Consider the following 23,874-nt stretch of genomic DNA (forward strand, 5'->3'; position numbering starts at 1 on the left):
CCGGTTTTCAAGCGGCGGAAAGACCGCGGGGCGGAAATTCGGCGAGCATCCCGCGATATGAAACGGCCTTTCGGCAATTGGTGGGCGGACAAACATCGCGATCCATGATTCGCGGGCTTTTGCCACACACATGACAAAACGTCTATACTTGGACAATTCATCGACGGCACAGCGAAAGGCGCCGTCCCCGCGTGCTGCGACGCGCCCCCTCCTGCCCGCACCGACATGAGCGACTACCCCGTTTTCGACGCGCTGTGCGCGCTGCTGAATACTTCCGGCGCGCGGTTCCGCGTGCTGGATCACCCGGCCGAAGGCAAATCCGACGTGATCGCCGCGATTCGCGGCACGCGTCCCGAGCAGGGCGCGAAGGCGATGCTCTGCACGTTCAAGGACGGTGGCGACACCACCGCGCTCGCGGTGATCCCCGGCCACCTGAAGATCGATTTCCGCAAGGTCGCCGACGCGCTCGGCCGCCGCAAGGCGACGCTCGCGCCGCCCGAACTCGCGGCCACGGTCACGCGCTGCGTGATGGGTGCCGTGCCGCCGTTCGTGTTCGACGCGAACGTGACGCTCGTCGTCGATCCCGCGCTGATCGAACTGAACGACGAGATCGCATTCAACGCGGGCCGCCTCGATCGGTCGGTCGTGCTCGACGCGTCCGACTACGTGCGGATCACCCGCCCGCTGCTGGCCGACATCACGCGGCCGGAAACGGCCGACGCCCCTGCACTCCAGGCAAACGCATGACCCCGCCCCGCCAGACGCTGCAGTCCGAACAGGCGTCGCTGATCGAGCAGGTGCTGCGCATCGCCGAAGGACTCGGCGCGATGTTCGCGCCGTTCACCGAGGTCGTCGTGCACGACCTGCGCACGCCGGAGCACGCGATCCTCGCGATCCACAACAACCTGTCGGGCCGCGCGATCGGCGATCCGGCGACCGAACTCGGGCTCGCCCGCATCGAGGACGACGACTTCCCGCAGGTGCTCGCGAACTACGCGAACCGCTTCGCCGACGGCCGCACCGCGAAAAGCACGTCGATCGGCATCAAGGATTCGAGCGGCCGCTACGTGGCCGCGCTGTGCCTGAACGCGGACGTCACGCTGTTCCGCGGCTTCCAGGGGATGCTGAACCAGTTCTGCAGCACCGAGGGCGCGCCGGTCGCCGAAACGCTCGACCCGGCCGGCGCGGACGCGATCCGGCAGCGCATCGATGCATTCGCGACGCGCCTCGCGACCACGCCGCGCGAGCTGAAGACCGACCAGCGCCGCGAGCTGATGCAGATGCTGAAGGCGGACGGCTTCCTCGAGGTGCGCCGCGCGATGGAAATCGTGTCGCAGCACCTCGGCGTGTCGCGCGCGACCGTATACAACGATGCGAAATGATCCGTGAGGCGGACGCGCGCCGGCGGCGTGCCCTGCCGACCTGTTGACTGACTCTTCCGACGAGCGACTCATGACCACTCCGACCCTCCCCACCTACGACGACGTCGCGGCCGCCGCGGCACGGCTCGAAGGCCACGCCCACCGCACGCCCGTGATGACGTCGCGGACGATCGACGAAGCGCTCGGCGCGCAGGTGTTCTTCAAGTGCGAGAACCTGCAGCGCATGGGCGCGTTCAAGTTCCGCGGCGCGTTCAACGCGCTGTCGCGCTTCGACGCGACGCAGCGCCGCAACGGCGTCGTCGCGTTCTCGTCCGGCAACCACGCGCAGGCGATCGCGCTGTCGGCGCGCATCCTCGGGATCCCGGCGACGATCGTGATGCCGCAGGACGCGCCGGCCGCGAAGATGGCCGCGACGCGCGGCTACGGCGGCAACGTCGTGACCTACGACCGCTATACCGAGGACCGCGAGCAGATCGGCCGCGAACTCGCGGAGAAGCACGGGCTCACGCTGGTTCCGCCGTACGACCATGCGGACGTGATCGCGGGCCAGGGCACGGCGGCGAAGGAGCTGTTCGACGAAGTCGGGCCGCTCGACGCCGTGTTCACGCCGCTCGGCGGCGGCGGCCTGCTGTCGGGCACGGCGCTCGCGACGCGCGCGCTGTCGCCGCACGCGAAGCTGTACGGCGTCGAGCCGGAAGCCGGCAACGACGGCCAGCAATCGTTCCGGTCCGGGTCGATCGTCCATATCGATACGCCGCGCACGATCGCCGACGGCGCGCAGACGCAGCACCTCGGCAACCTGACCTTCCCGATCCTGCGGCGCGACGTCGACGACATCCTGACCGCGACCGACGCGGAACTGGTCGACTGCATGCGCTTCTTCGCGACCCGTATGAAGATTGTCGTCGAGCCGACCGGCTGCCTGTCGTTCGCGGCCGCGCGCCGGATGAAGGACGAACTGAAGGCCAAGCGCGTCGGCATCGTGATCAGCGGCGGCAACGTCGATCTCGAGCACTTCTGCGCGCTGGTGTCCGCCTCCGCATGAGCGTCGCGGCGCGCGGGTGACGATCATGAACATCCTGTCATCCACGCGCCGCCGCTCCTTCACGGCGCGTTAAGTTTCGCGCCCTAGACTGATTACGTTTCCCCGCAGTCAGTCGTGAAGAAGGAGTCACCATGAACACGCACGCGATCGTCGCCGCCGCCCTCGCGGCAGCATCCCTCTCGGCGTTCGCTCAACCGGGCGTGACGTCATCCGGGTTTCCCGCCACGTCGCCGCACGACCCGGTCGCGCAGGCCGCCCGCCGTTCGCCCGCCGCACCGCCGCACGCCGGCTTCTTGCTCGCCAAGATCGATCAGAACAATACGCCGCCCGATCGCGGCGGCGACCCGAGCGGCCGCACGCACCACGGCACGCATATGTAACGCCGCGTGAGCCGGCCGCGTCGGTCGACCGGCCCGCATCACGGCATCACGACGACGGCAGCGACGGATCGCGTGCGGCGAGGATGTCCGCGGTGCGCCGCTGCAGCGCGCCGTCGATGGTCTCCGGTTGCGGAATCAGCCAGTAGCGCCCGTCGCGAATGCCGTCGAACACCCGCGCGGCGAATGCGTCGGGCGTGAGCCCGTGCGCGTTCAGCATCGCACGCATCGTCTCGACGAAGCCCTGCACCTCGGGCCGGTCGTGCGCGGCGCCGAACGGGTCGTTGAAGATGCCCGTCTGCACCGGGCCCGGCGCGAGCAGCGACACGCCGACCGGCGCGCCGAGCATCTTCAGCTCGCCGTACAGCGATTCGGTCAGCGCGACCACCGCGAATTTCGTCGCCGAGTAAGGCGACATCAACGGACTCGGCAGGAACCCGCCGACCGACGCCGTATTGACGATGCGCGCCGGCACGTTGCGTTCGAGCATCCGCGGCACGAAGCTGCGGATCCCGTTCATCACGCCGTGCACGTTGATCGCGAAACTGCGCTCGAACCGTTCCGGCGTGATTTCCCAGCTGAAGCCGGTCGCCATCACGCCCGCGTTGTTGAACAGCAGGTCGACGCCGCCGAAGCGCTGCCACGCGGCGTCGGCCAGCGCGTCGACGGCTTCCGGGCGGCTGACGTCGGTCGGCACGCACAGCACGTCGGTGTCGAGCGTCGCGGCGAACGCGCCGAGCTTCGCCCCGTCGAGGTCGGCCAGCACGATGCGCATGCCGAGCGCGGCCGCGTGGCGTGCGAGCCCGCTGCCGATGCCGCTGGCCGCGCCGGTGATCACGGCGGTGCCGCCGTCGAAGCGAATCGAATTCGTCATGTCAGTGTCCTGTCGGGTCGACGCGGGGATGCGCATACGCGGGAATCACGGGCGGCGGCAACGGCGTGCGGCCGTCGAGCGAGCGCACCGCGAGCCCCTGCGACAGCGGGAAATGCAGGCTGTGCGTGACGAGGCCCGTGCGCTCGCGCGCCGGCAGGCTGCACAGTGCGAGCGCGGTTTCCGCGAGATACGCGACATCCTCGGTCGGATAGCCTTCCGGGATATAACGTGCCGCGCCCGGCGTGCGGATCGCGGTGCTCGGCGCGACCAGGTTCACGGCGATGCCGTCGGCTTCGAGCTCGGCCGCGAGCCCTTGCGTAAAGCGCGACAGCGCGGCCTTGGCCGCCGCATAGACGGTCGCGCCGCCGGCGCGCGAGAAATCGTCGAACGGCCGCAGCGGCGCGAGCGCGGTGACCGAGCCGACGTTCACGATCCAGCCGGCGCCGCGCGCGCGCATCAGCGGAATCGCGGCCTGGCTCAGCGCGAACGGGATGCGCAGATAGTGCTCGATCGTCGTGTCGAACATCGCCATCGGCATCGCGTCGACACATGCGTAGTCGGCCACGCCCGCATTGTTCACGAGGATGTCGAGGCCGCCGGCCGCCTGGGCCGCGCGCGCGACGAGCGCATCGCGCTCGGCCGGGTTCGACAGGTCGGCCGCGAGCGCGATCGCTCGGCCGCCGGCCTGTTCGATCAGCGCGACCGTGTCGGCAAGCGTGCCGGCGGTCGTCGCCGATTGCGTGAGGCTGCGCGCCGTCACGACGACGGTCGCGCCTTCGGACGCGAGGCGCTGCGCGATCGCGCGGCCGATGCCGCGGCTCGCGCCGGTCACGAGCGCGCATTTGCCGGCCAGGATCCGGGTTCGGGTGTCGGTCATCATGTCTCCATTGATATTTGAGTTCGGGCCGTTCAGCCCGCGATATCCGCAACGTGCAGCACGAGCTTGGTTTTCGCCTCGCCCGTTTGAACGAGATCGAGTGCGCGCGCCGCCTGTTCGAGCGGGAAACGGTCGAAGCGCGGCACGCGCAACGCGCGCCGGCCGAGCCGTTCGGCGATCGATGCGAGCATGTTGCCGCTCGGCATCCGGCTGTACGTCATCGCGGTGCGCACGCCTCGCCGCGCGGCTTCGCCGGCCGTCGCGGCAAGCCGCTCCGCATCGCCGGCCGCGAGCGTCATGATGTTGACGAGCGTGCCGCCCGGCGCGAGCAGGTCGAGCGGGTTGGGCAGCGTTTCACCGCCGACCGCATCGAGCACGAGGTCGACACCGCCCGGCGCCCATGCGCGCACCGCTGCGGCGATGTCCTGCGCGCGATAGTCGATGCTGGCGTCCGCACCCAACGATTCGACCGTGTCGCGGTTGCGCGCCGAACACGTCGCCGCGACGCGCGCGCCGGCCTGTGCGGCGAGCTGGATCGCGAACGTGCCGACCGCGCCCGCGCCGCCGTGCACGAGCACGGTCTGCCCCGCACGCAGCCCGCCGTCGTCGAACAGGCCGGCCCACGCAGCCAGCGCGGGCGTCGGCGTGGCGGCCGCTTCTGCGAAGCTGACTGAATCGGGCAGACGCACGACCGAGTCGTGACGCACCGCGACGAATTCCGCATACGCGCCCCAGCGCCCCGCGCCGACGTCGGTCTGCGCGAACACGCGCATGCCGGGCGCGAAACCATCGACGCCTGCGCCGACCGCTTCGACGACGCCCGCCGCATCGAAACCGATCACGAACGGAAACGTGTACTGCATGAACGCGCCGAGGTAGCCTTCGCGGCATTTCCAGTCGGCGGGATTGACACCCGCGCAGGCGACGCGGATCAGCACGTCGCCGGGGCCCGGCTTCGGTGCGGGAACGTCGGCCAGCCGCAGCACGTCGGAATGGCCGACGCGGTCGATCACGAGCGCTCGCATCTTCTTGTCTCCTGAATCGGGATTGGCGTACCGGCCAGCAGGCTGGACGCGAGCGGACAGAACGCATGCGAGATCGCATCGACCGTCCAGTCGGGGCTTTCGACGTCGAACCAGCGGTCGACCCAGCCCCAGTGATACGGGTGCATCAGGTATTCGCCGAGCAGATCGTCGACATGCGCGAATTCCTGTTGCCATACATGCGTCCATGCGCCCGGCGCCGCGATTCGCGTGAGGCGCCAGTTGCGGATCGACGGGATGAAGGCCGGCATCATCAACAGATCTTGCTCGAGCGCTGAAGTCCGTATCGCTCCGGCCTCATCACGAACATGGAGCATCAGCGTGCGCCAGACTCCGCCGCTCAAATTCGGCGCGCGCGTACCGCTACCGACGACGTGTCCGCACACGGCCGCGTCGAGGCGCTCGATACCCGGCACCCGCGCAAGACCGTCGAGGGTCTTGCCGGCATCGCCCGCCTCGTCGGTCAGCAGATCGAGCGTGTAATCCCCTGCGCCCCAACTGCCCTGGAGGTTTCGCGAAAGCGCGACGCGGTGCCGGCCGGGAAGCGCGCTTGCCTGCGCCAGCAGCGCGTTTTCGAATGCGTCCGAATCGGTCGCCGTGCTCACATAAACCTGAGCGGTTTCATGCCGCATGGTCAACCTCCACCGGAGACGGCAGCGACGCGTTGGCGTCGGTCAACACGTGGCGCCGGCGCGTATCGCAGATCGCATCGACGCCGGCCCAGAACGAGATGACATCGGCGTCCGCCGTCATCCGCATCCGGTAATAATCCGGCACGCCGGCCACCTGCCACATCAACCACAGCGTGCTCGCGTGCCCCGGTACCGCGACGGGCGGCGACACCCAGCGCCCCGTCGCCGTCAGGCCGCGGGCCGCATGGCCCGGCAGGTAGCGATCTCGCAGCAGGGCGAGCACGTCCGGGATGCGCTCGGGCGCGAGTGTGATTTCGTCTAGGATCTGGATCATTCAGGTATCGTCCATGGTCGTTCGTTGCTCATGCAGGACCGAAGGTCGGCGCGGCGTCTTCGCCAACGTCGTTCCGACGAGGCCGCACGCGGCCGTCGTGAATACCATTCTGGCGTGACGGGCACGAACGGACCGCTACCGGATCGCTCACGCGTTCCTGTCGCGTCGCTCAAAACGGCGGATTCATCGAAACCGCGTCACGGGCGATTTCCGCGCAATGCGCCGCACGCGGGCCACTGCCGATCGGACGGAGCCGTCCTGCTGTCGCCAACAGCCATTCGGCAAGCCGATCGGGCAGCCGACATCCGGCTTGCCCGTCAGCCCGCGACGAGGCGATGCCATTGGCCGACCGGTCCGGCACATCGGCCGGGGCAGGCTGGACGCTACGGCTGGCGTCGCGTTCAATACGGCGCGGCCCGATTGCCGTGTGATCCGGCAGCAGGCCGAACCCGACTGCCGGGCGGCCTCCGTCGATTCCGATCGACCTAGCGGTCATGATTCCGTGTTTTCCCTGATCGAGGGCTGGTCCGTATGGATGATGAGCCGGGTTCCGCCCGATGCGAACATTCGCTCCCACATCCACCGTAACAAGGCCAATCAATGGACTCGACACCTCCGCTCGAAGGTCGGACTGCAATCGTGACGGGCGGCGCCACCGGCATCGGCGCAGCCTGCGCCCAAGCGTTGCTCGCGGACGGCGCGACGGTCGTCCTGATGGACCGATGCCGCGAAGCGCTCGAACGCGCGCAGCAACGGTTCGCAGACGCGGCGCCGGACGGCCGTGTCGCGACGCATGTCGGCGACGCGTGTGTCGAAACCGACGTACAGGACGCGCTGACACTCGCGTGGTCGCTGAATAATCGGCTCGACATCGTCGTCCCGACGGTCGGCGGCACGTCGTTCCAGCCGCTGCTGATGCACGATGCCGACAGTTTCCGCGCGCAAATCGATCTGAACCTGCACAGCGCGTTCCTCGCGATTCGTCACGCCGCTCCGCGCCTCGCCCGGAGCGGCGGCGGCACGATCGTCTGCATCTCGTCGAATGCGGCGCGACTGAGCTTCCGCTGGCTGTCCGCGTATTGCGCGGCGAAGGCCGCGCTGGAGGCACTCGTGCGCGTGGCCGCCGAGGAGCTGGCCAGCGCGAAAATCCGCGTGAACGCCGTGCGCCCGGGGCTCACACGTACGGAGTCGACCAGGCAGATGTTCGACAACGGCCCGCTCGTCGACCGCTTCCTCGAGCAGATTCCGCTCGGCGCGATCGGCGAGCCCGACGACATTGCGCGCGCCGTGCGTTATCTCGCCGGCCCCGAATCAGGTTGGGTCACCGGCCAGAGTTTCGCCGTCGACGGCGGTCACGAACTGCGCGCGAACCCGCGCGTCGACGATACGATCGCGCAGATTTACGGCATGGCCGCACTCGACGCCTTGAAGCTCGGCCGCGTGCCGGGCGACGCGTGACCGGCCGGGCCCAAGGCGATCCCGCCATGCCGTTTGCGTGCAACGCGGGCGGCGGCCGGCGCCGATTGCATTGTTGCGTGGCGACGGTTCGCGGCCGCCGGTCGCCCCGCCCACCGCCCCCTGTCGCGACGCTCCGAACGGGAATCCCATGAGACAAGGTGCGTTGCCGCCCCGCGGCCGCGTCCTGCCCGGCCTCGACGCACGCCTGCGAATCGAGCTCTCGCGCAGCGGTGTGCCGCCGGCGGGCACGACAACGCCCGGCGATTTCATCGCGCTGTACCGCGACGCGATCGAACGGCTCGAGGCGCAGGTCGCGCGCGGCGACGGCCATCCGCCGATGCGCAAGCAGGAAGTCGACCTGATGTGCCGCTGCCTGCTCAGTTGCGCGACGCTCGCCGACGCGATCCGCTGCGCGGCCGAGTTCTGCGAGATGCTGACGCCGCGTGCCGGCATGCTGTCGCTCGCGGTGCGCGACGGACGTGCGACGTTCCGGATGGATTCGCTGCGCCGCACGCGCGGCCCGGCCGCGTGCCTCGTCGACCTGACGGGGCTGTTCTGCTATCTGCAGCTGTTCGGCTGGCTGATCGGGCAGCCGCTGCGGCCGGACGAAGTCTGGCTCGGCCATTCGCGCCGCAACGACGCGATGCCGCTGCTCGGGCTCTTCAACGCGCCGGTCGACGTCGGCCGCAAAAGCTACGGCTTCGCGTTCGACGCGACGCGGCTCGATGCCCGCGTGATCCGCCAGCCGGGCGAGCTCGCCGCGTTCCTCGTCGATTTTCCGTTTCGCCTGATCGATGCGGCGCCGGCCGTCGTGTCATGGGCGCAGCAGGTGCGCGGCTTTCTCGATGCGGCGCTCGCACGCGAGCAGGCGCTGCCCGCGCTTGCCGAGGTGGCGACATGGCTCGGCGTCAGCGAAGCGACGTTGCGGCGGCGGCTGACGGCCGAAGGCAGCGGCTATCACGTGTTGCGCGAGCGGTGCCTTGCCGACGTCGCGCGGCGCTGCCTGCGCGAGTCGGACTGGCCGGTCGCACGGATCGCCGCGCATCTCGGGTTCGGCGGCGAGGAAGCGTTTCGGCGGGCGTTCGTGCGATGGACGGGCATCGCGCCAAGCCGGTTCCGGCACGATTGCGGCGTCGCCGAGATCCCGTTTCATCAGACATGAAACGCGGTTCGGGCGCCTCGAAAAGAAAAGCTTGGGAAAGTATTCACCGGACAATGACGTTTTTCCGCATCCCTGCGCACCCCGGTAATTGACGCGCCTGAGTGCTCGCCATTACGCTTGCGCGCTGATGGTTCCCGGGAACGGGATCAAAAGGGAACGCAGGAGAGGCAGTGCCTCGAATCTGCGGCTGCCCCCGCAACTGTAAGCGGCGAATCCGCGCCACCGCGCGCCACTGGGAAACCGGGAAGGCCGGCGCGAATGACGACCCGCGAGCCAGGAGACCTGCCATCGACCCGAGGTCCAAGCAGCCGCACCGGGCGGGGTGTCCCGATGCGCCAGCACCGCCTTTGGCGGTCGCCCCGTTGCATGGACGGCCCGACCTCAGGACCCTTCAGATGTCCATCATTTCCGTATCCGCTTCCACGCCGGAAGCGTCGCGCCGCTGCGTCGCCGGCATGCGCGGCGCGTCCGCGCGCGATCACGCCCGCTGCCGCATGAAACTTCGCCACCTTCTCGCCACGTCCGCCGCCACGGCGCTGCTCTCCCCGATCGCCCATGCCGCCGGCGACACGGTGCTCGCGCAGCCGTCGCAGCCCGCGGACGGCACCGCCCTGCCGACGATCACCGTGACCGACACGCGGCACCTGCCCGAATCGTTCGACCAGCGCTACGCGTCGACGCAGGTGCTCACGCGCGCCGATCTCGACCGGCTGTCGCCGAGCGACCCGAGCATCACGCAGGCGCTCGCGACGCTGCCGGGCGTCACCGTCTCGCAGAACGGCGGCCCCGGCTCGTCCGCATCGGTCAGCATCCGCGGCTCGTCGGCCAGCCAGGTCGCGGTGTTCATCGACGGCATCCGGATCGGCTCGCCGACCACCGGCATCGCGCCGTGGGCCGACCTGCCGACCGAAGCATTCGAGCGCGTCGAAGTGATCTCGGGGCCGGCTGCCGCGTCATTCGGCGCGAACGCGATGGGCGGCGTCGTGCAGTTGTTCACGCGCCGCGCCGCCGGCCAGCCGAACCAGACGACCGTGTCGTTCGGCGGCGGCTCGAACAAGACCTTCGACACGCAGCTGCGCACGTCGGGCACCGTGCCGTCGACCGGGCCGCTCGCCGCGCTCGGCGGTCTCACCTATTCGCTCGGCCTGCACGCGTACAACACGGCCGGCATCGACGCGACGCGGCCCGTGTTGCCGTACCACGAGGACGGCCGCAATCCGTATCACGCGCAGGACCTCGATGCACGCCTCGGCTATGCGAGCGACAACTGGTCGATCTCGACGTTCGTGCTGTACCACCGCTCCGACCTGTCCTACGACAACGCCGGCTTTGCGAACCGCGAGCTCGATCATCAGCTGACGACCGGCGTCGCGTTCCATCTCGACATCACGCCCGACACGCAGTTCGACCAGTCGGTCGGTTATGCGAACGACCGCCAGTTCCTGTACGCGAGCGACCCGGCCATCCCGACCGACCAGATCAACTCGCAGCGCATCAGCGCGTCGACGTCGCTGACGCATCAGGCGCACGGCTTCCACCTGTTCGGCGTGCCGCTGTCGGGCGAGACGAAGATCGCGTACGACTTCACGCGCGAACAGGCGTTCCTGCCGCTCGACGTGCCGGACGGCGTGCCGACGCGCAACGATTCCGCGTTCTCGCTGCATCAGTCGGCCACGCTCGGCAACGTGACGATGTTCGTCGCGGGCCGTCACGAGATCATCGCGGGGAAAGCCGTGAACACCGGCAACGCCGCGCTGTCGTGGGCGATCACGCCGGTCTATACGGCGCGCGTGTCGTACGGCAATGCGTTCCGCCTGCCGACGTTCAACGACCTGTACTACCCCGGTTACGGCAATCCGGACCTGAGCCCGGAGCGCAGCGATTCGGTCGAGGCCGCGCTCGACGCGAACACGGCGTACGGCACGTTCAGCGCCGCGATCTACGACACCCGCGTCAGCAACCTGATCGCGTACAACCCCGCGACGTTCTCGCCGATGAACATCGGCCGCGCGCATATCCGCGGCATCGACCTGTCGTACAAGGGCACGATCGGCCGCTCGACGCCGGTGAGCATCGCGGTCGGCATCCTGAATCCGCAGGACGAGACCAACGACAGCTGGCTCAACCGCCGGCCGCGCCAGACCATCAGCGTGAACGTCGACCACACGTGGGACGAACTGCACCTGCACGCGCTGAGCACGGGTGCAACGGTGAGCTATGGCGGCACGACGTTCGACGACCCGGCCAACACGACATATCTGCCGTCGACCCTGACCGTGAACCTGCGCGCGTCGTACAGGATCAATGCGCACCTGACGGTGTCGGCGTCGCTGTCGAACCTGTTCGACCGTCAGACCATGACCGCATACGGCTACAACACGCTCGGCCGCACCGCGTTCGGCAAGGTCAGCTATACGTTCTGACCAGGACGGTCGGTGCATCGGCGCCCGCGGTCGCGGGTGTCGATGTCGCGGCTCGCGTCAGGACCAGACGACGATGCGCACGCCCGCAATCAACTGGATCGCGCCGAACGCCGCGATCACGACGGCCGACACGCGCGACAGCCCGTGCATGAGCGTCAGCGACATCTTCGTGCGCAACGCGGCGGTCGTGCTGCTCAGGCACAGCCACCATACCGCGGAACCCAGGAACACGCCGGCGACCATCAGCGCGACGGTCGGCCCCATCGCGTCGTCATGCGTGCCCGCCAGCGGGCCGAGCGCCGCGAAGATTCCGACGAACGACAGGATCGTCATCGGGTTCGACAGCGTCAGGCCGAACGTCGTCAGGAAATCGCGCAGCACGGTCGTGCGCGGCAAATCGCGTGGTGCCGCCGACGCGGCCGGCGCCTGCCGCGCGATGGACCAGGCCAGCCACACGAGGAACGCACCGCCGCCGATTTTCAGCACAACGGTCAGCATCGGAAACGTGGTGACGATGCCGGCGACGCCCAGCGCGCCGAGCAGCCCGTAGATCGCATCGGCGCACGCGGCGCCGATGCCCGTCGCGAATCCCGCGCGAAAGCCGCGGCTCAGGCTGCGCTGGATGCACAGCATGCCGATCGGGCCGACCGGCACCGCGATCGACAATCCCATCACGACGGACTTGATGAACAGCATGGCCGGCTCCTCGCGACATCCCGTGGCTCGAAACATCATCGTAGGGAAAGTCCGGTCGCCGCTGAAGGCGGTTTTTAAGGAAAAATGAGCGCTTCACCTTAAAAACTCCGCCGCAATGGACGAACTCGACTGGAAGATACTCGCGCTGCTGCAGGCCAACGGCCGCATCAGCTACACGGAACTGGCGCGCCAGGTTCATCTGTCGGTGCCGGCGGTGACGGAACGCGTGAAGCGTCTCGAATCGGCCGGCGTGATCGACGGCTACACGGCGCGGGTCAATCCGGCCGCGGCCGGCTACCCGGTGAGCGCGCTGATCGGCATCACGGTGCCGCAGCCGGCGAAGGCGAAATTCCTGAAGCTGCTGGAGACGATTCCCGAAGTGGTCGAGTGCCATCACGTGACCGGTGCGGATTCGTACGTGATGCGGTTCGTCGCCGTCAGCATGGCGCACCTCGAGCAACTGATCGAGCGCATCAACCTGTATGGCGAAACGCGCACGTCGATCGTGATGTCGACGCCGCTGCCGGCGCGTGGGCTCGCGCGGCCGGCTGCGCCGGTCAAAGGCATTCGGGGGTGACAGGATGCCATGCAGTGCGCGATGCTATGCAACGCGCACCTTGCAGGAACCGGACAATCTGCCATGACAGTGATCGGACTCAATCATTACAACCTGCGTGCGGATCGGGCGACGCTCGATACGCTGCGCGATTTCTACGTGAACGTCGTAGGCCTCGAGCTGGGCTATCGGCCGCCGTTCCAGAGCAGCGGCTACTGGCTCTACGCGGGGACGCAGGCGATCCTCCACCTGTCGGAAGCGCGGCCGGGCGAGGTGCGGCCAGCGCACGTCGTCAATACGTTCGACCATATGGCGTTTTCATGCGCGAACGCCGTCGACATGGAACGGCGTCTCGCCGACGCGCAGGTCCGGTACGCGCGCAGGTACGTGCCCGTCACGAGCCAGCTCCAGCTCTTTTTCACTGATCCGGCCGGCAATGGCGTCGAATTGAATTTCGCGCAGCCCGACGACATTTCCGGTGACGAGGCCGGTTAGCGCGGCACTGCCGTTTGCGTATTCATCGTCAGGTGCCCTGCTTCCGCGGGCCGCGTGACGGAAGGGCCATCACGGCCATGCCGGCCGCACGTACGTCACGGCCGTTTCACGAGCTTCACGATCGTGAGCGTGCCGTCCACGCGCTCGACCCGCACCCTGACCTTGTCGCCCACGTGCAGCGACGCGATCATCGTCGGGTCGCCAGCCTTGAACGCCATCGTCATCGGCGCCATCCCGACGCTCTCGAGCGCACCGTGCTTCAGCATCACCATGCCGTGCGCGGCATCGATCCGCTTGACTTCGGCATCGGTCAGCGCCGCGTCCGGCGCCTGTATCTTCATGTCGCCCATGTTCATGTCGGACATGCTGCCCGCCGCGCGCACCGGCGTCGCAACGACGGTCATCGCACCAAGGACGGCGACGGCGATGCATCGGATCTTCATCGAGATACTCACGGGCGCGGCGGATGACGAATGCGCCGCGCTACACCAGCAACGTCGCGACGGCCCACGCGATCAGCACGACACCCAACGCGCGGCCGACGTACTCGCCGCCGGGCAGCACCTTCTCGACCAGCACGATCAGCGACAACGCGACGATCCACACGACGTTCATCACGCCGCCGACGAACAGCAACGCCATCAGCAGCCAGCAACAGCCCACGCAATACGCGCCGTGGCGCACGCCGAGCAGGAAGCTGCCCGTGATTCCCGGGCGCCAGTACGTCGTCAGGAACGGGACCGGCGACCGGCATTGCCGCAGGCACGCCTGTTTCAGCGGCGAGAACTGATAGACGCCGGCCAGCGCGAGGACGATCGCGGACAGCACGGCGCTCTTCGACCACAGCATCATTCCGGAGATCAGGCCGGCAGGCTGCAGCAGCGTCTGCAGCACGGCCGCGGCGACCGAGAACGCGAACCACGATGCCAGATAGCCGGCCAGCAGGCACGTCGACGTGAGTGCCGATCCGGCACCCGCCCGATCGTGATGCCGCAGCACGCGCCGGTACAGCAGCACGAGCGGCGCCGCGCCGGGTGTCATCATCGCGATCATCATCACCCACCACATCAGGATCACGGTCGCCAGTGACGGATCCATGGCGCCCATGTCGTCGGCCAGCCGATGCGGGAACAGCGCGACCGCCGTCATGTCCAGCGCCGACATGCCGGTGCCGGCGCCCGTCCACAGGTAGGCCCAGCACGCGCAGACGAGCGCGGCCATGCCGAGCAGCGTGACGACGCGCTCGCGCCCAAGAAAATCGCCGACCGGAATCATGCCGCGGCGCGATGCCGGATCAGCCCGTGATTGTTCAGATGCAGCCGCGCGAACTGCGCATAGCTCCGCTCGAGATCCAGCTCGATGTGGCCGCGCGAGCGGCCGGTGCCCGAACCGATCTCGGCAATCTCGTATTCGAAGCCGTGCGGCAGGTCGATCCGTACGCGATGTTCGGCGCCCGTCACCTGATTGCGGATCGGTTCGCCGACGACGTCGAACACGCCCTCGACACTGATCCGGCCGCGCCGCGCATCGACATCGACGTCGAAATCGATCTTCGCGAAGATCGGCTCGTATGCCTGCTCGAGCGTCGACGCGAACACCGCGAACATCGTCGCGAATGGATCGGTATCCTGACCGGTCATGATCTTCAGCACGGCCTCGCACTGCGCGGGACTGGCCCGCTCGTCGACGATCGGCTGACACCGGCCGTGGCCTTCGTGAATCGGCCCGGGCCACTGGAACACGACCGCGATCCGGACGCCGTCGAGCACCACGTCGCCGTAGTGACCGCTGTCGATCGAAATCGCACCCATCGCCTCGCAACTGCCATGCGTCGGCAACGAATTGAACTGGCAGGGACAACCGTATGAGCAATTGCAGTTCATCAGCTCGGTTCCCTGAATCTCCCACGGCGTCATGGTTTCACCTCTCACGGTCGGTGGCACTGAATGTTTCGAATCTAGTGCACGGCACCGGGGAAAGCAAAGTGCGCGCGAGGCGCCGCTTGCGCCGGGAAAAAAGCGGTCCGCGCGACGCGAAGCGGCGTGATCGATCGTTCGTGCCCGAGCCCTGTCCGACGAACGCCGACAGCGCGGCCGCGTCCTCACGAATGCGGGCATCCCGCATGGGTCCTGGTCCATACTGTCTTGCAATCGACGATTTTCCCCGACCGTCGCCGCCGCCCCGGATGGCTGTCATGCGCGTTCAAAGTGCGTTGCTCTTTCTCGTCGGCACCCTGCTCACCGCGGGCGGCTACGGCGCCACCTTCCTGTTGTCGATGCGCTTTCGCGCGATCGGCGGCAGCGACCTCGATACCGGCGCGGCACTGGCCGCCGCGACGGTCGGCACCTTCGCCGGCCTGTCGGTGGTCGGCTGGTTCTCGCAGCAGATCGGCGCCGCACGGATCGCCGCGCTGTCGTCGCTGAGCATCGGCGCCGGCATCGTCGGCTTCGCACTCGTCGGGCGCGCCCCGTCCGCCGACTTGCTGTCCGGCTTCCTGGTCGGCTTCGGCTGGGGCGCGTTCCACCTGGCCGCGCCGATGTCGCTGGCCGAGCGGACCAACGGCGCCGAACGCGGCACATGGTTCTTTCGATCGGCGACGTTCCAGATGACGGGGATCGGCGCGTCCCCGGCGTTTGCGGCGTATGCGATGCGGCTGCTCCACTGGTCGATCGACGACACGCTTTACGCGGTCGGCGCCCTGTGCGCACTCGCGTCGCTGCTGCTGGAGGCGTTCGGCCGCCTGAATCCGCGCCCGCCCGCCGCCGCATCCGGCGGCCGCTGGGTGCGCGACCTCCGCGCCATCTCGCGCACGCGCGCGGCCGCACCGATCGCGATGATCGCACTCGGCACCTGCGTGTTCTCCGGCCTGATGACGTTCCAGATGTCGCTCATGCAAGACACGCAGGCGCGCCCCGGCACATTCTTCAGTCTTTATACGATGACGGTGGTGAGCGCGCGCTGGCTGCTCGGGAGATGGGTCCGGACGGCGCGCCCCGAAACCGCGACGAAGGCGTTGCTCGTGACGATGCTGCTCGGCGCGCTCGCGATGTTCGGCGCGGCCGCGCACGCGTCGCTCCAGTCGGTCGCGGCCGTGCTGCTCGGCGCCGGCTACGGGCTCGTGTATCCGGTGATACTGGCGCAGGCGCTCAACGATTGCGCGCATACGCAACAGCATGGCGTGCTCACGTGGTTCGTCGCGTCGTATTTCATCGGCACGTTCGGCTTTCCGTCGGTCGGCGGCTGGGTGATGGTGCACGCCGGCAAGGGCGCGTTGCTGATGCTCATCGCGAGCTGCGGTCTCGCGGCGCTGTCGCTCGCGTTCCTGCACGACCGGCCCGCGCCGGTGCGCACGCAATGACCGGCCGCGCGGCGCGGGCGCAGCTAACCGGGCTTCTTCGGCGCGCGCGCGACGGCGAACCACGCCATCACGGCGCCCGCGACCCACGCGCAGGTCAGCAGCAGATCGACGTCCATCATTCCCTCGAAATTCGCGCTGTTCTCGAAGCTGCAATGCCGGCCGCCGTGAAACTCGATACAACCGCTGGCGACCCACTGGGCGTGCATGAATACGTGATAGACGGCGAAAGCCGAAGCGATGATGGCGACGCGCAGGCGTATAGTCGTTTTCATTCGGCGCCTGAGGCGGTGGGATGGTCTGACGCCGATCTTAAGACAACGACGCCGCATCAGGCAATCGATCCCGCGCGAACGTCACGACCGGCATGCACGACGGCGAATCGCCATCCGCACAAACCCCGAGAAAACCCGTGGCATCGCGCTTTCGGCGCGGCTCCGCGCGGCGCTCGTCGCGCACGCGTTTGCGGTATTCGCGCTGACGCACGACGGTCTTGTCGCCGGCAAGCATCCGCGGCCTGAACGACGACGCGCGTCGCTTACGCGCCGTCGATCTGCCGGAGCGTCTTCAGGCAATCCACCGCGAGTTGCTGATAGACCCGCGTGCCGTTCGCCTTCGCCTCGATCTCCGCGTCGCTCAGCCGCCGTACCACGCGCCCGGGCACGCCCGCGAGCAGCACGCCGCGCGGCACGTCGTAACCGGCCTTCACGAACGCGCACGCGGCGACGATCGTGGTCGCGCCGATCGTCGCGCCGTCCATCACGACCGCGTTCATCCCGATCATCGTGTCCGGCTCGAGCGTCGCGCCGTGCACGATCGCACCGTGGCCGACGTGGCTGTTCACGCCGAGCCGGCACGTCTCGCCGATGCCGACGTGCAGCACGCAGCCGTCCTGCACGTTGCTGCCGTCGCCGACGACGATCGCGCCGAAATCGCCGCGCAGGCTCGCGTGCGGGCCGATATAGCAGCCCGCGCCGATCGTCACGTCGCCGATCACGACCGCGCCCGGATGAACGTACGCGGACGGATCGACGCGCGGGCGCATGCCGTTGAATTCGAACAGCGGCATCGCTCAGAGCACCGCGGCCGCTTCGGGCACGAGCGCGAACAGATCGCCGACGAGGCCGTAATCGGCCACGCTGAAGATCGGCGCTTCCGGATCCTTGTTGATCGCGACGATCACCTTCGAATCCTTCATGCCGGCCAGGTGCTGGATCGCCCCCGAGATGCCGACCGCGATGTACAGCTGCGGCGCGACGATCTTGCCGGTCTGGCCGACCTGGTAGTCGTTCGGCACGTAGCCCGCGTCGACTGCCGCGCGCGATGCGCCGAGGGCTGCCGACAGCTTGTCCGCCAGCGGCTCGAGCACCTTCATGTAGTTTTCGCCGCTGCCCAGGCCGCGGCCGCCCGACACGATGATGTTCGCGCTGGTGAGTTCGGGGCGATCGAGCTTCGTCACCTCGCGGCTGATGAACCGCGACACGCCCGCGTCTGCCGCCGCTTCGATCTTCTCGACCGACGCGCTGCCGCCTTCCGCGGCAACCGGATCGAAACCCGTTGCGCGCACCGTGATGACCTTGACCGGATCGCCCGACTGCACCGTCGCGATCGCGTTGCCCGCGTAGATCGGGCGCTCGAACGTATCGGCTGAAACCACCGCCGTGATGTCCGAGATCTGCGCGACATCCAGCCTCGCGGCGATGCGCGGCGCGACGTTCTTGCCGTACGCCGTCGCCGGCGCAAGGATATGCGAGTAGTTCGAAGCGATGGCCAGCACCGTCGCTTCGACGTTCTCGGCAAGACCGTCCGCGAGCTGCGGCGCGTCGGCCAGCAGCACCTTCGAGACACCTGCGATCTTCGCTGCCGCATCGGCTGCCGCATGTGCGTTATGGCCCGCGACCAGAACGTGGATGTCGCCGCCGGCGAATTTGCCGACTTCGGCGGCCGCTGCCACCGTGTTCAACGTCGCGGCCTTGATCGTCGAAGCGCCGCGTGCCCCGTCATGCTCGGCAATTACCAGAATCGTCATGTCCGTCCGCGCCCTCTTACAGCACCTTGGCTTCGGTCTTCAGCTTCTCGACCAGCGTCTTCACGTCCGGCACCTTCACGCCGGCCGCGCGCTTCGGCGGCTCGGCCACCTTCAGCGTCTTCAGACGCGGCGCGACGTCCACGCCGAGGTCTTCCGGCTTCACCGTTTCCAGCGGCTTCTTCTTCGCCTTCATGATGTTCGGCAGCGTCACATAGCGCGGCTCGTTCAGGCGCAGGTCGGTCGTGACCACCGCCGGCAGCGTCAGCGACAGCGTTTCCGCGCCGCCGTCGACTTCACGTGCGACCGTGGCACGGCCATCGGCGATCGTGACCTTCGATGCGAACGTCGCTTGCGGCAGCCCTGCCAGCGCGGCCAGCATCTGGCCCGTCTGGTTCGAATCGTCGTCGATCGCCTGCTTGCCGAGGATCACCAGCTGCGGCTGTTCCTTGTCGACCAGCGCCTTGAGGATCTTCGCGACGGCCAGCGGCTCGACACTGTCGTTCGTCTCGACGAGGATCGCGCGATCCGCGCCGATCGCCAGCGCCGTGCGCAGCGTTTCCTGCGCCTGCGCGACACCGACCGACACGGCCACCACCTCCGTCACGACGCCGGCCTCCTTCAGGCGCACGGCCTCCTCCACCGCGATTTCATCGAACGGGTTCATCGACATCTTCACGTTCGCGATGTCGACGCCGGTGCGGTCGGACTTCACGCCGACCTTCACGTTCGCGTCGACCACGCGCTTCACTGCCACGAGCGCTTTCAACTGCCGGTCTCCTGTTTTCGTTTCGACCACCGCGGCGCGTCAGCGCGCGGTGTAGCCGCCGTCGATCACCAGCTCCGCACCCGTCACGTAGCGCCCGGCCGGCGACACGAGATACAGGATGCCGGCCGCGATGTCGCGCGGGCTGCCGATCTTCGCCATCGGCACGTGCGTCTGCATGTATTCGAACGCGCGATCCGGATCCTGGCCCATCTGGCGGAACGCGTCCTCGAGCATCGGCGTGCGGATGTAGCCCGGATGCACCGAGTTCGCACGGATGTTCTTCGCCGCGTACAGCATCGCGTCGACCTTCGCCATCATCCGCACCGCGGCCTTCGACGCGTGATACGCCGGCACGTCGGGGCCGCCGACGATCCCGTACATCGACGACAGGTTCACGATCGAGCCGCCGCCGGCCGCCTCGAGATGCGCGATCGCGGCGCGCGTGCACAGGAACACGCCGTTGACGTTCACGTCCTGCACGCGCTGCCACTGCGCGAGCGTGAGTTCGTGCGTCGGCACGTTGTGCCCTTCGATGCCCGCGTTGTTCACGAGCACGTCGAGGCGCCCGAAGCGCGCGACGATCTCGCCGAACACGCGCGCCACGTCGGCCTCGTGCGTCACGTCGAGCGGCCAGAATGCGGCCTGGCCGCCCTGTGCGCGAATCTCTTCGACGAGCGCCTCGGCCGGCTGCGACAGCACGTCGAGAATCGCGACGCTCGCGCCGGCCGCGGCCAGCGTGCGCGCCGTTTCCGCGCCGATGCCGCGCGCGCCGCCGGTGATCGCGGCCACCTTGCCGCGCAGGTCGAACAGGTCTTCGATGAGTTTCATTGCGTCTCCGTGTAATCAGGCGGACCGGCCTCGAACGGGCCGGCCTTCATTGGCATCCGGGGTTATCGCGCATCCGGCGCCGCAAGAAAATCGAGGCATTCCCGATTGAAGTAATCGGCGTGCTCCACCATCACCCAGTGGCCGCACCGGTTCAGCAGCACGAAGCGCGCGTCGCGGCAGCGCTCGAGGAACGTCAACGCGCCGCCGACCGGATTGAAGCGATCGTCCGTGCCCCAGAAGCCGAGCACCGGGCAGCGCAGGTCGCCGAGCGCGCCCGTCAGGTTCGGCACGCTCATCGTCGACAGCACTTCGGTCGGCTGCTCGACGCACACCTTCATCCGCTCCGCGACGAGCGCGTCGGTGACGATCGCCGGATCGTGCACCAGCAGCGTCAGCAGCTCGCGCATGGTGTCGTCATTCATCTGGCGATGGGTGAACAGCTTCACCATCCGCTGGATCCCTTCCATCCGGAAATAGGTGTCGCGATCCTCGACGCCGCCCGGCGCCATCATGATCAGGCCATCGACCGCGTCGGGGTAATCGAGTGCGTATTTCAGCGCGATCGCGCCGCCGAGCGAGTTGCCGAGCAGCACGGCCGGCCCGGCGCCGAGCGCGGACAGCTGCGCATGCAGCGCGCCGACGAAGAAATCGAGCGTGTAGGCGACGTCGGACGGCTTCGACGACTGCCCGTAGCCCGGCAGGTCGACGACGATCGCGCGGTGGCCGGCGGCCGCGAACGCGGGGTAGTTGTGCTTGAAATTGCTGAAACCGCTGGCGCCCGGGCCGCTGCCGTGGATGAACACCACCGGGCGGCCTTCGCCCGCCTCGAAATGATGTAGGCGCAGGCCGCCCGGTACGTCGGTGAAGATGCCGGCCGGCGGCGTCATGGGGGTCGTCATCGCGGGTTGTCTCCTTCGTCGGTCGATGGATGCCTGCCACGATGATTGCGCCGCCGGCGCCGGCCGGCATCATCCTTTCAGACTACGAAGCCGCGCGCGCTTGTTCCTATCATCGGGCCACCGAAACGGAGGCAGACGATGAACGGATTCGACTACAGCGGCAAGACGGTGCTCGTGACGGGCGGCACCAAGGGCATCGGCCGGCGCATCGCCGAGCGGTTTCTCGCGGCGGGCGCGCGCGTGTTCGTGTGCGGGCGCAGCGCGCCCGACTCTCCGCCTGCGTCCGGCGGCCGCACGGCCGGCTTCGTCGCGGCCGACCTGCGCGACATCCAGCAGGTCGATGCGATGCTCGCGACTATCCGCGATACGGCCGGCGGCCTCGACGTGCTCGTCAACAACGCGGGCGGCTCGCCGTTCGCGCTCGCGGCCGACGCGTCGCCGCGCTTCACCGAATCGATCGTGCGGCTGAACCTGATCGCACCGCTGCAGCTCGCGCAGCGCGTGAACGCGATCATGCAGCCGCAGCCGGCGGGCGGCGTGATGCTGTTCATCGCAAGTGTCAGCGCGTCGCGGCCGTCGCCCGGCACCGCGGCCTACGGCGCCGCGAAGGCGGGCCTAGTCAACGCGGTCACGTCGCTCGCGGTCGAGTGGGCGCCGCGCGTGCGCGTGTGCGCGGTGAGCCCGAGCCTCGTGCAGACGGAATCGGCGACCGAAGGCCACTACGGCGACGATGCCGCGCTCGACGCGATCCGCGCGACGATACCGGCCGGACGGCTCGCGACGCCCGACGACGTCGCGTCGGCGTGCCTGTTCCTCGCGTCGCCCGACGCGTCGTACACGTCGGGCACGAACCTGCGGCTCGACGGCGGCGGCGAACGGCCGGCGTTCCTGTCGGCGGCACAAGTGGACGCGCGATGACGCACGCGGCGCAGCCCGATCGTTTCCAGTCCTAGGGAAGTCATCTAGTTCATTTTGACGATTCCCTGCTACCGCGATCTCCCTACTCTGCCTCTCACGACAACCACAGTCGACCGTCGTCGATACCCCAGAGGAGACACCATGCATCAACGGATTTCGCGCCGTACCGACAAGCGGGCCACCACCGCCACGCTGTCGACGCTGGCCGCCGCGCTGCTGTCGTGCGCCGTTCCCGACGCGCACGCCGGCAGCACGATCAACCTCGGCGCCGACACGACGCTCGACTACACGTTCACGCTCAGCTACGGGCTCGGCATGCGCACGCGTGCGCCGAGCGGCAATCTGCTGACGCCCGCGAACATCAACGGCGACGACGGCGACCGCAACTTCGCGAAGAACAAGCTGATCGAGAACCAGGTCAGCCTGCTCGGCGAAGTAAACCTGAAGCACGACGACTGGGGTGTGTTCGTCCGCGCGAACACGTTCTACGACCAGGCCTATCACCGCCCGAACTACAACGACGCGCCGGGCACCGTGAACCAGTCGGGCCAGTACAACAACTTCACGAGCGATGCGCGCTACTGGTCGGGTGGCCACACGACGCTGCTCGCCGCGTATGCGTACAACACGTTCCACATCGGCTCGACGAGCCTGAACGTGAAGGTGGGCGACCAGGTGGTCGCGTGGGGCGAGAGCCTGTTCTTCCCGAACATCGCGGGCGCGCAGGGGCCTGCCGACGCGACCAAGTCGTACATGGCCGGCGCCGAGGTGAAGGACATCCTGCTGCCGGTGCCGCAGATCTCGACGCAATGGCAGATCACGCCGAACTTCAGCCTGCTCGGCTACTACCAGTTCTCGTACCAGCAGAACAAGCTGACCGCACCCGGCACGTACTGGAGCTATTCCGACGTGACGGGCCCGGGCGCTCAATTCATCATCGGCCCGGGCGGGATGATCATTCCGCGCGGCCCCGACGACAAGCCGAGCGCACGCAACCAGTGGGGTATCGGCGCGCGCTTCCGCGTACTCGGCGACACCGAGCTCGGCCTGTACCACCTGCACTACAACGACATGAACCCGAGCGTCGTCACGACGTTCTTCCCGACGCTCCAGTACCAGCAAAAGTATTTCAGCAACATCAAGCTGACCGGCGCGAGCTTCTCGACGCAGGTCGGCCCCGTGAACGTCGCGGGCGAAGTGTCGTACCGCCAGGGCGCGGCCGTGCTCGTCAACACGCCGACCGGCCCGCAGTCGACGCGCGCGAACGTGCTGCAGACCAACCTGTCGGGCATCTATTCGATCGGGCCGAGCTTCCTCGCGAACTCGCAGTCGCTGATCGGCGAACTGACGTACGTGCATGCGGGCAGCATCTCCGCGCTCGACGGCTCGACGACGCTCACCAACTCGCGCAATGCGCTCGCGATGGAGATCGCGTGGACGCTCAGCTACAAGAACGTGTTCAACGGCTGGGACCTCGACGTGCCGCTGACCTACACGCACGACCTGACCGGCACGTCGCCGCTCGCCGGCGCGCTCGGCTCGCTGACGGGCCAGGGCGATCACCGCGTGACGGCCGGCGTGACCTTCACGCGCCTGAGCAACCTGCAGCTGTCGCTCGTCTACGCCAAGTTCCTCGGTTCGCCCAACCCGGTCACGCGGCCGCTGTCGGATCGCGACTACGTGCTCGCCACGGCGACCTACCACTTCTGAGCGGCCCGACCGCTC

General features: G+C 68.2%; 29 protein-coding genes and 1 riboswitch. Of the genes, 12 read left to right on the forward strand and 17 right to left on the reverse strand.

Annotated elements, in window-relative coordinates; genetic code table 11:
- Positions 1-225 precede the first annotated feature (225 nt).
- From DIE21_RS03665 to DIE21_RS03680, 4 genes are all read left to right on the forward strand, one after another.
- Entirely contained in the window at positions 226-747 is a 522-nt protein-coding gene (locus DIE21_RS03665) for a YbaK/prolyl-tRNA synthetase associated domain-containing protein (protein WP_124496121.1), read from the forward strand.
- Entirely contained in the window at positions 744-1,382 is a 639-nt protein-coding gene (locus tag DIE21_RS03670; protein WP_124496123.1) for a transcriptional regulator, read from the forward strand. Before DIE21_RS03665 ends, DIE21_RS03670 begins: the two co-directional genes overlap by 4 nt.
- Positions 1,383-1,452: 70 nt before the next feature.
- Positions 1,453-2,427: a threo-3-hydroxy-L-aspartate ammonia-lyase gene (locus DIE21_RS03675; RefSeq protein WP_124496125.1), complete on the forward strand. Its 975-nt coding sequence runs from the start codon at positions 1,453-1,455 to the stop codon at positions 2,425-2,427.
- Positions 2,428-2,558: 131 nt separating this feature from the next.
- A complete protein-coding gene (locus DIE21_RS03680; protein ID WP_124496127.1) occupies positions 2,559-2,807 on the forward strand; it encodes a hypothetical protein in 249 nt (82 codons plus the stop codon).
- A gap of 46 nt (positions 2,808-2,853) precedes the next feature.
- Here the strand turns inward: DIE21_RS03680 and DIE21_RS03685 are convergent, their stop codons facing one another.
- The 6 genes from DIE21_RS03685 to DIE21_RS03710 form a co-directional block, all read right to left on the reverse strand.
- Complete coding sequence (locus tag DIE21_RS03685; protein ID WP_124496129.1) at positions 2,854-3,678, reverse strand: SDR family NAD(P)-dependent oxidoreductase; 825 nt, start codon at positions 3,676-3,678, stop codon at positions 2,854-2,856.
- Between the two features lies 1 nt (position 3,679).
- Entirely contained in the window at positions 3,680-4,555 is an 876-nt protein-coding gene (locus DIE21_RS03690; RefSeq protein WP_124496131.1) for an SDR family NAD(P)-dependent oxidoreductase, read from the reverse strand.
- A 32-nt stretch (positions 4,556-4,587) separates the two neighbouring features.
- Positions 4,588-5,580, reverse strand: a complete 993-nt coding sequence (locus DIE21_RS03695) for an NADP-dependent oxidoreductase (RefSeq protein ID WP_124496133.1) — start codon at positions 5,578-5,580, stop codon at positions 4,588-4,590.
- Complete coding sequence (locus DIE21_RS03700; protein WP_124496135.1) at positions 5,565-6,230, reverse strand: Dabb family protein; 666 nt, start codon at positions 6,228-6,230, stop codon at positions 5,565-5,567. The genes DIE21_RS03695 and DIE21_RS03700 overlap by 16 nt, the downstream gene beginning before the upstream one ends.
- Positions 6,220-6,564, reverse strand: a complete 345-nt coding sequence (locus DIE21_RS03705) for a hypothetical protein (RefSeq protein ID WP_124496137.1) — start codon at positions 6,562-6,564, stop codon at positions 6,220-6,222. The genes DIE21_RS03700 and DIE21_RS03705 overlap by 11 nt, the downstream gene beginning before the upstream one ends.
- 169 nt (positions 6,565-6,733) lie before the next feature.
- Entirely contained in the window at positions 6,734-7,060 is a 327-nt protein-coding gene (locus DIE21_RS03710; RefSeq protein ID WP_124496139.1) for a hypothetical protein, read from the reverse strand.
- Positions 7,061-7,164: 104 nt separating this feature from the next.
- Here DIE21_RS03710 and DIE21_RS03715 point away from each other — a divergent pair, with 104 nt between their 5' ends.
- From DIE21_RS03715 to DIE21_RS03725, 3 genes are all read left to right on the forward strand, one after another.
- Positions 7,165-8,022 carry an SDR family NAD(P)-dependent oxidoreductase gene (locus DIE21_RS03715; RefSeq protein ID WP_124496141.1) on the forward strand — a complete coding sequence of 286 codons (858 nt, stop codon included), beginning with the start codon at positions 7,165-7,167 and terminating at the stop codon, positions 8,020-8,022.
- A 148-nt stretch (positions 8,023-8,170) separates the two neighbouring features.
- Complete coding sequence (locus DIE21_RS03720; RefSeq protein ID WP_124496143.1) at positions 8,171-9,184, forward strand: AraC family transcriptional regulator; 1,014 nt, start codon at positions 8,171-8,173, stop codon at positions 9,182-9,184.
- Between the two features lie 111 nt (positions 9,185-9,295).
- Positions 9,296-9,489: riboswitch (cobalamin riboswitch) on the forward strand.
- A 189-nt stretch (positions 9,490-9,678) separates the two neighbouring features.
- Complete coding sequence (locus tag DIE21_RS03725; protein ID WP_124496445.1) at positions 9,679-11,607, forward strand: TonB-dependent receptor domain-containing protein; 1,929 nt, start codon at positions 9,679-9,681, stop codon at positions 11,605-11,607.
- Positions 11,608-11,664: 57 nt separating this feature from the next.
- Here the strand turns inward: DIE21_RS03725 and DIE21_RS03730 are convergent, their stop codons facing one another.
- Positions 11,665-12,303, reverse strand: coding sequence for a LysE family translocator (locus DIE21_RS03730; RefSeq protein ID WP_124496145.1), 639 nt, complete (start codon positions 12,301-12,303; stop codon positions 11,665-11,667).
- Between the two features lie 115 nt (positions 12,304-12,418).
- Between DIE21_RS03730 and DIE21_RS03735 the strand changes: the two genes are divergently transcribed.
- Positions 12,419-12,880 carry an Lrp/AsnC family transcriptional regulator gene (locus DIE21_RS03735; RefSeq protein WP_124496147.1) on the forward strand — a complete coding sequence of 154 codons (462 nt, stop codon included), beginning with the start codon at positions 12,419-12,421 and terminating at the stop codon, positions 12,878-12,880.
- 63 nt (positions 12,881-12,943) lie between these two features.
- On the forward strand, positions 12,944-13,354 hold the full coding sequence (locus DIE21_RS03740; protein WP_124496149.1) for a VOC family protein: 411 nt from the start codon (positions 12,944-12,946) through the stop codon (positions 13,352-13,354).
- A 95-nt stretch (positions 13,355-13,449) separates the two neighbouring features.
- Here the strand turns inward: DIE21_RS03740 and DIE21_RS03745 are convergent, their stop codons facing one another.
- From DIE21_RS03745 to DIE21_RS03755, 3 genes are read right to left on the reverse strand one after another with little or no spacing between them, the layout of a single operon-like run.
- Positions 13,450-13,797, reverse strand: a complete 348-nt coding sequence (locus DIE21_RS03745; RefSeq protein WP_124496151.1) for a copper-binding protein — start codon at positions 13,795-13,797, stop codon at positions 13,450-13,452.
- A gap of 40 nt (positions 13,798-13,837) precedes the next feature.
- Positions 13,838-14,629: a DUF2182 domain-containing protein gene (locus DIE21_RS03750; protein ID WP_124496153.1), complete on the reverse strand. Its 792-nt coding sequence runs from the start codon at positions 14,627-14,629 to the stop codon at positions 13,838-13,840.
- Positions 14,626-15,270 carry a DUF1326 domain-containing protein gene (locus DIE21_RS03755; protein WP_124496155.1) on the reverse strand — a complete coding sequence of 215 codons (645 nt, stop codon included), beginning with the start codon at positions 15,268-15,270 and terminating at the stop codon, positions 14,626-14,628. The genes DIE21_RS03750 and DIE21_RS03755 overlap by 4 nt, the downstream gene beginning before the upstream one ends.
- A gap of 278 nt (positions 15,271-15,548) precedes the next feature.
- Between DIE21_RS03755 and DIE21_RS03760 the strand changes: the two genes are divergently transcribed.
- Positions 15,549-16,712, forward strand: coding sequence for an MFS transporter (locus DIE21_RS03760; protein WP_124496157.1), 1,164 nt, complete (start codon positions 15,549-15,551; stop codon positions 16,710-16,712).
- 23 nt (positions 16,713-16,735) lie between these two features.
- On the opposite strand, the gene DIE21_RS03765 is transcribed toward DIE21_RS03760, so the two are convergent.
- From DIE21_RS03765 to DIE21_RS03795, 7 genes are all read right to left on the reverse strand, one after another.
- Positions 16,736-16,984 (reverse strand): hypothetical protein, encoded by a 249-nt coding sequence (locus DIE21_RS03765; RefSeq protein WP_124496159.1) that lies wholly within the window; start codon positions 16,982-16,984, stop codon positions 16,736-16,738.
- A gap of 37 nt (positions 16,985-17,021) precedes the next feature.
- On the reverse strand, positions 17,022-17,219 hold the full coding sequence (locus DIE21_RS03770) for a hypothetical protein (RefSeq protein ID WP_124496161.1): 198 nt from the start codon (positions 17,217-17,219) through the stop codon (positions 17,022-17,024).
- A 28-nt stretch (positions 17,220-17,247) separates the two neighbouring features.
- Positions 17,248-17,778 (reverse strand): transferase hexapeptide repeat family protein, encoded by a 531-nt coding sequence (locus tag DIE21_RS03775; protein WP_124496163.1) that lies wholly within the window; start codon positions 17,776-17,778, stop codon positions 17,248-17,250.
- 3 nt (positions 17,779-17,781) lie between these two features.
- On the reverse strand, positions 17,782-18,738 hold the full coding sequence (locus DIE21_RS03780; protein WP_124496165.1) for an electron transfer flavoprotein subunit alpha/FixB family protein: 957 nt from the start codon (positions 18,736-18,738) through the stop codon (positions 17,782-17,784).
- 16 nt (positions 18,739-18,754) lie between these two features.
- Positions 18,755-19,504 carry an electron transfer flavoprotein subunit beta/FixA family protein gene (locus tag DIE21_RS03785; protein WP_124496172.1) on the reverse strand — a complete coding sequence of 250 codons (750 nt, stop codon included), beginning with the start codon at positions 19,502-19,504 and terminating at the stop codon, positions 18,755-18,757.
- A gap of 39 nt (positions 19,505-19,543) precedes the next feature.
- The gene (locus DIE21_RS03790; protein WP_124496174.1) at positions 19,544-20,332 is read right to left on the reverse strand and encodes an SDR family NAD(P)-dependent oxidoreductase; all 789 of its coding nucleotides are present in this window, start codon (positions 20,330-20,332) and stop codon (positions 19,544-19,546) included.
- Positions 20,333-20,394: 62 nt separating this feature from the next.
- The gene (locus DIE21_RS03795; RefSeq protein ID WP_124496176.1) at positions 20,395-21,231 is read right to left on the reverse strand and encodes an alpha/beta fold hydrolase; all 837 of its coding nucleotides are present in this window, start codon (positions 21,229-21,231) and stop codon (positions 20,395-20,397) included.
- 138 nt (positions 21,232-21,369) lie between these two features.
- Between DIE21_RS03795 and DIE21_RS03800 the strand changes: the two genes are divergently transcribed.
- The gene (locus tag DIE21_RS03800) at positions 21,370-22,149 is read left to right on the forward strand and encodes an SDR family oxidoreductase (RefSeq protein ID WP_124496178.1); all 780 of its coding nucleotides are present in this window, start codon (positions 21,370-21,372) and stop codon (positions 22,147-22,149) included.
- A gap of 141 nt (positions 22,150-22,290) precedes the next feature.
- Positions 22,291-23,859 (forward strand): DUF1302 domain-containing protein, encoded by a 1,569-nt coding sequence (locus DIE21_RS03805; RefSeq protein ID WP_124496180.1) that lies wholly within the window; start codon positions 22,291-22,293, stop codon positions 23,857-23,859.
- Positions 23,860-23,874 lie beyond the last annotated feature (15 nt).

The sequence above is a fragment of the Burkholderia sp. Bp9140 genome, from assembly GCF_003853425.1.
In the GTDB taxonomy this organism is placed as follows: Bacteria; Pseudomonadota; Gammaproteobacteria; order Burkholderiales; family Burkholderiaceae; genus Burkholderia.

What these genes read in the sequence shown, in the direction of transcription:
- DIE21_RS03775 (WP_124496163.1), bottom strand. Translation starts at nt 17,778, where the DNA reads ATGCCGCTGTTCGAATTCAACGGCATGCGCCCGCGCGTCGATCCGTCC.
- DIE21_RS03680 (WP_124496127.1), top strand. Translation starts at nt 2,559, where the DNA reads ATGAACACGCACGCGATCGTCGCCGCCGCCCTCGCGGCAGCATCCCTC.
- DIE21_RS03675 (WP_124496125.1), top strand. Translation starts at nt 1,453, where the DNA reads ATGACCACTCCGACCCTCCCCACCTACGACGACGTCGCGGCCGCCGCG.
- DIE21_RS03740 (WP_124496149.1), top strand. Translation starts at nt 12,944, where the DNA reads ATGACAGTGATCGGACTCAATCATTACAACCTGCGTGCGGATCGGGCG.
- DIE21_RS03700 (WP_124496135.1), bottom strand. Translation starts at nt 6,230, where the DNA reads ATGCGGCATGAAACCGCTCAGGTTTATGTGAGCACGGCGACCGATTCG.
- DIE21_RS03715 (WP_124496141.1), top strand. Translation starts at nt 7,165, where the DNA reads ATGGACTCGACACCTCCGCTCGAAGGTCGGACTGCAATCGTGACGGGC.
- DIE21_RS03800 (WP_124496178.1), top strand. Translation starts at nt 21,370, where the DNA reads ATGAACGGATTCGACTACAGCGGCAAGACGGTGCTCGTGACGGGCGGC.
- DIE21_RS03710 (WP_124496139.1), bottom strand. Translation starts at nt 7,060, where the DNA reads ATGACCGCTAGGTCGATCGGAATCGACGGAGGCCGCCCGGCAGTCGGG.
- DIE21_RS03755 (WP_124496155.1), bottom strand. Translation starts at nt 15,270, where the DNA reads ATGACGCCGTGGGAGATTCAGGGAACCGAGCTGATGAACTGCAATTGC.
- DIE21_RS03795 (WP_124496176.1), bottom strand. Translation starts at nt 21,231, where the DNA reads ATGACGACCCCCATGACGCCGCCGGCCGGCATCTTCACCGACGTACCG.
- DIE21_RS03725 (WP_124496445.1), top strand. Translation starts at nt 9,679, where the DNA reads ATGAAACTTCGCCACCTTCTCGCCACGTCCGCCGCCACGGCGCTGCTC.
- DIE21_RS03760 (WP_124496157.1), top strand. Translation starts at nt 15,549, where the DNA reads ATGCGCGTTCAAAGTGCGTTGCTCTTTCTCGTCGGCACCCTGCTCACC.
- DIE21_RS03770 (WP_124496161.1), bottom strand. Translation starts at nt 17,219, where the DNA reads ATGCTTGCCGGCGACAAGACCGTCGTGCGTCAGCGCGAATACCGCAAA.
- DIE21_RS03720 (WP_124496143.1), top strand. Translation starts at nt 8,171, where the DNA reads ATGAGACAAGGTGCGTTGCCGCCCCGCGGCCGCGTCCTGCCCGGCCTC.
- DIE21_RS03665 (WP_124496121.1), top strand. Translation starts at nt 226, where the DNA reads ATGAGCGACTACCCCGTTTTCGACGCGCTGTGCGCGCTGCTGAATACT.
- DIE21_RS03695 (WP_124496133.1), bottom strand. Translation starts at nt 5,580, where the DNA reads ATGCGAGCGCTCGTGATCGACCGCGTCGGCCATTCCGACGTGCTGCGG.
- DIE21_RS03745 (WP_124496151.1), bottom strand. Translation starts at nt 13,797, where the DNA reads ATGAAGATCCGATGCATCGCCGTCGCCGTCCTTGGTGCGATGACCGTC.
- DIE21_RS03705 (WP_124496137.1), bottom strand. Translation starts at nt 6,564, where the DNA reads ATGATCCAGATCCTAGACGAAATCACACTCGCGCCCGAGCGCATCCCG.
- DIE21_RS03780 (WP_124496165.1), bottom strand. Translation starts at nt 18,738, where the DNA reads ATGACGATTCTGGTAATTGCCGAGCATGACGGGGCACGCGGCGCTTCG.
- DIE21_RS03805 (WP_124496180.1), top strand. Translation starts at nt 22,291, where the DNA reads ATGCATCAACGGATTTCGCGCCGTACCGACAAGCGGGCCACCACCGCC.
- DIE21_RS03790 (WP_124496174.1), bottom strand. Translation starts at nt 20,332, where the DNA reads ATGAAACTCATCGAAGACCTGTTCGACCTGCGCGGCAAGGTGGCCGCG.
- DIE21_RS03765 (WP_124496159.1), bottom strand. Translation starts at nt 16,984, where the DNA reads ATGAAAACGACTATACGCCTGCGCGTCGCCATCATCGCTTCGGCTTTC.
- DIE21_RS03670 (WP_124496123.1), top strand. Translation starts at nt 744, where the DNA reads ATGACCCCGCCCCGCCAGACGCTGCAGTCCGAACAGGCGTCGCTGATC.
- DIE21_RS03690 (WP_124496131.1), bottom strand. Translation starts at nt 4,555, where the DNA reads ATGACCGACACCCGAACCCGGATCCTGGCCGGCAAATGCGCGCTCGTG.
- DIE21_RS03750 (WP_124496153.1), bottom strand. Translation starts at nt 14,629, where the DNA reads ATGATTCCGGTCGGCGATTTTCTTGGGCGCGAGCGCGTCGTCACGCTG.
- DIE21_RS03685 (WP_124496129.1), bottom strand. Translation starts at nt 3,678, where the DNA reads ATGACGAATTCGATTCGCTTCGACGGCGGCACCGCCGTGATCACCGGC.
- DIE21_RS03735 (WP_124496147.1), top strand. Translation starts at nt 12,419, where the DNA reads ATGGACGAACTCGACTGGAAGATACTCGCGCTGCTGCAGGCCAACGGC.
- DIE21_RS03730 (WP_124496145.1), bottom strand. Translation starts at nt 12,303, where the DNA reads ATGCTGTTCATCAAGTCCGTCGTGATGGGATTGTCGATCGCGGTGCCG.